The organism is Actinoalloteichus spitiensis RMV-1378, assembly GCF_000239155.1.
Classification (GTDB): Bacteria; Actinomycetota; Actinomycetes; order Mycobacteriales; family Pseudonocardiaceae; genus Actinoalloteichus_B; species Actinoalloteichus_B spitiensis.
Window position 1 is genome coordinate 1 of sequence record NZ_AGVX02000348.1, and the last position, 4,173, is coordinate 4,173.

At 73.5% G+C, this 4,173-nt stretch carries 2 protein-coding genes; both read right to left on the reverse strand.

Translation table 11 applies throughout. From position 1 onward, the window contains the following. A partial coding sequence (locus tag ACTIDRAF_RS29165) for a polyketide synthase (protein WP_016699683.1) occupies window positions 1–2,004 on the reverse strand: 2,004 nt, incomplete at its 3' end. A gap of 23 nt (window positions 2,005–2,027) precedes the next feature. Next, a complete protein-coding gene (locus ACTIDRAF_RS29170) occupies window positions 2,028–3,821 on the reverse strand; it encodes a non-ribosomal peptide synthetase (protein WP_016699684.1) in 1,794 nt (597 codons plus the stop codon). Window positions 3,822–4,173: the final 352 nt, after the last annotated feature.

Consider the following 4,173-nt stretch of genomic DNA (forward strand, 5'->3'; position numbering starts at 1 on the left):
CGCCCAGGTGACCGGGACTCCCCACTGGTAGAGCAGGCTGACCGCGTCGGACACGTCGTCGGCCCGGTCCACGGTGACGAGGGGGATGTTGCCCGAAGTGGCCAGGACGGCACCGATGTCACCACCGGCACCGAGGTCCACCACGACGGTGGCGCGCTCGGCGACCAGCTGGCGAGAGGCCTCGGTCAGCCGTGCGGGGTCAGCGGGCGGGGCGGGGGCGTCGCCGGTGGCGAGGAGCGCGGTGTCCTCGGCGCTGAGGTCCCCCTGCAACCAGCGCGCGAGGTAGCGGGACGTCCCGGACGCGAGGATCCCGTCGACGGGCACGATCGAGGCCAACCGCCGGTAGGCGGCGAGCTGACGTGCGATGTGGTCAGCGACGGGTCCGGTCAGGGGAAGTTCCGGGGGCAGTGCCGGCACCGCTCCCTCCGGCGCGTCCAGCGCGGAGTCACCGGACATCGATACGAGCAGCCTCGGCGGCCCGGCGGCGGGTGTGGGTACGGAAAGCTCACCAAGGGCACACCGCTCCAGGGCCTCGACGAGCTGGGAAGTGGTGTCCGCCCGCACGGCGATGCGGTGAAGGTGGTGGTCGCGCCCCTCGTTGAGGGTGAAGGCCACGTCGGTGAGCGAGGCCGCCCGTCCCCGCAGGGCGCCGGCGAGTCGAGCCGAAAGCCGACGGAGGGCGGCGGTGGTGCGGGCGGACACACCGACGACCACCGGTTCCGGGGGGAACGGCGAGGGGGCCGGGCGGGACGGTGCCTGTTCCACCACGCAGTGCGCGTTCAACCCGCCCAGGCTGAACGAGCTGACTCCGGCTCGTCGGGGCCGGTGGTCGGGCCGTTGGGGCCAGGGGCGCGTGGAGGTGACGACCTCGAGGTCGGCCGCGTCGAGGTCGACCTCGCGGGGTGGCCGGGTGAAGTGCAGTGATGGGTACAGTTCGCCGTGGGCGACGCTGAGGATGGTTTTCACCAGTCCGGTGACGCCGGCCGCGTTGTCCAGGTGCCCGATGTTGGTCTTGACCGACCCGACGGGCAGCCGTGGGGCTCGACCGGCTCGGGCCAGCGCCAGGCCCTCCACCTCGACGGCGTCCCCCAACCTCGTTCCGGAACCGTGTGCCTCCACGTAGTCCGCGTCCGCGACGTCGAGACCGGCGTTCCGCCAGGCGGCCGTGATGACCTCGGCCTGCGCGCTGGCGCTCGGTGTGCTGATGGTAGCGGCGTGGTGCCCGTTGTGCCGCACGGCCGTACCGGTGAGCAGGGCGTGGATCCGGGCGCCCTCGGCCAGGGCGCGGTCGAGAGTGGTGAGCAACAGGACCGCGCCGCCCTCGCCTCCGACCGTCCCGTTGGCGGCCTCGTCGAACGCCCGGCACCGGCCGGCGGGGGACATGATCTCGGGGAACCCGGCCAGGTCACCGGCCTCAGGAGGAACCGTCCGCAGGTTCACCCCTCCGATGAGGGCGTAGTCGGCGTCGCCGGCCGCGAGTTCCCGGCGGGCGTGGTGGACGGCGACGAGGGAACCGTTGCAGCCGGTGTCCACCCCGTAGCACGGGCCGGCCAGCCCGAAGCGGTGCGCGATCCTCGCGGGCAGCCCACCCGGCCAGGTCCCGGTCATCGCGAGCGTTCCCCGCTGCGGCACGAGGAGCTGGTAGTCGGGTGACGGTGTGCTGAAGATGACCGCGGTGCTGGTCGACCGCAGGAGGGAGGGTGCGTAGCCGGCGTCGTCGAGTGCCGCCTGGGTGAGGCGGCACGCCAGCCGGTGCTGCGGGTCCATCAGCTCCGCCTCGCGGCGTGACAGCCCGAAGAACGCGTGATCGAACAGGTCGACGTCGGGCAACCACCCCATGGGCAGGGTCCGGTCTGGCCGGCCGCCCGCCGCCTCGACCCGGCGGGTCGGTATCGGGCGCACCGAGTCGCGACCCGCGAGGAGGTTCGCGCGGAACTCCTCGACGGTCTCGGCGTGCGGGTAGCGGACGCCGATGCCGATGACCGCGATCACTGGCCCGGTCATGGTGGCTGTCCTTTCGTCGGAGGTCACACCTCGATCCGGAAGTCGACGGGCGGGGGGTCGTCCCCCGCGTCCCGCCGGTCGCGGATCGCCGAGGCCTGGTCCTCGATCGTGTGCAGGTCGAAGAGTTCACCGATCCGCAGCGCACCCGGCCACCGCGCCTCGAACCGCTCGTGCAGCTCCACCAACTTCAGCGAGGTGCCGCCCGACTGCCAGAACGCGTCGCGCAACCCGGCGTCGGAGTGGCGCAGGACGGCGGCCCACTCCTCGGCCACCGCCTGTTCGAGTTCGTTCCACCCCGACCAGTCCGCGCCGGTGTCCGGCTCCCCCGCCCGGGATGCCAACGCCGAGCGGTCGGCCTTGCCGGTGTGGGTGGTGGGGACGTGGTCGAGCCGGACGAACCGGGCGGGCACCGCCTGGACGACCAGGTGGCGCGCGCAGTGGGCGCGCAGCTCGTCCGGCGAGGGCGGGGACTGCGGGTCGGTGGGCACCACGAAGGCGACCAACCCGATCTCGGCCGAGTGGACGACCACGGCCTGCCGCACACCGGGGTGCCGCTGCACCACGTGGTCGACCTCGACGAGCTCGATGCGGATTCCCCGGACCTTGACCTGGTGATCGGTGCGCCCGTGGAACTCCAGGGCTCCGTCGGCCCGGACGGACGCGAGGTCCCCGGTCCGGTACATCCGCGAACCGGGGCGGTAGGGGTCCGCGACGAACCGTTCGGCGGTCGCGGCCGCCGCCCCGACGTAGCCGCGGCCGACCTGTTCACCCTGGATGTACAACTCCCCCACCTGCTCCCGGGGCGTGGGCTGGAGGCCGCTGTCGAGGACCTGTACCTCAACGGTGGAGAAGGGACGTCCGACGGGGACCCGCGCGGGGGTCGGCTCCTCCACCCGGTGGGCGGTGCTGGACACGGTCGCCTCGGAGGGCCCGTACTCGTTGACGAGGCCGGTCCTGGGAAGAGCCGCCCGGTGCCTGTCGACCAGCGTGGGAGGCAGGACCTCGCCGCCCAGTACGGTGCGGTGGAGGGTGGCCGGGAGCTCCTGGGCGTGGTCGAGCAGGGCCTGGTAGAAGGAGGGCACCGCGTACAGGTGGGTGACGCGGTGCGTGGCGGCGAGCCGCGCCACCGCCCTGGCGTTGACGAGTTCCCGCCCGCCGGGCAGGACCACCGTGCCACCGACCGCGAGGGTCGCGAAGAGGACCCCGAGGACACCGTCGAAGGACACCGACATCGCCGGCAGGAACACCGGTGTCTGCCCGTAGAAGCGGGTTCGACCGGCGACGCAGGTGTCCAGGTTCCTCCGGCTGATCGCGATGGCCTTGGGGACCCCGGTCGTGCCGGAGGTGAGCACCACGTAGGCGAGGTGCGCCGGCGCCGCGTGGACTGGTTCCAGGAGGGGTTCGCTCCCCGGTTCGGGCGGGCGGTGGTAGGCGAGGACGAACGGCGCGCCGCCCGAGGAGACCGTGACTGCGGGTGGTGGGTCGTCACGCCCCTCGTGGAGGACGACGGCGACGGGCTGGTCGGTGGACGTGAGCACGGCGTCCAGCCGCGCACCGGGTTGGCCCGGTTCGACGACGACCCAGGTTGCACCACAGCGCAGGGTCGCGATCATCCCGACGAGAACGGCGAGCCCCTGGGGTAGGTTCAGCACGACGGTGGTGCCGGGGCGGGCTCCCGCCCGCGCGAGCCGGCCGGCGAGGACCGAGCTGGCCTGGTCGAGTTCGCGGTAGGTGAGGGTCGTTCCCTCCGAGACGAGTGCGGGGTGGTGCGGCCGCGACGGCACCCGGGCGCGGAACGCGGCGAGGGTTTCAGACATCGAGGCGCCCTCGGCGCGGCCGTCCCACCTGCTGCGGGCGGGTGGCGTGCCCGCCCGGCGCCGGTCCGAGCCACCCCGCCGGCGCTCCGCGTCGGTGTCCCCGGTCTCGGGTGGTCAGGCCGCTCCCCGCGCGGTGCGCGAACGCGTCTCGCTCCCTCTCGACGCGCGGTGCCTCGACGTGTACCAGCTCGCGTCGTGCCGTGATCGTCACCGCTCGCTCCCAACATCCGTCGGTGCTCGCTACGCTATGGCGGCCAGGACCGCTGGGACAGCGCTTTCGGCACTGCCCGAACCCTCCGGGCGCCCGCCGGCGGCGCGCCTTCGCGCGGATCCCGGTGCGGACCGGGTGGTC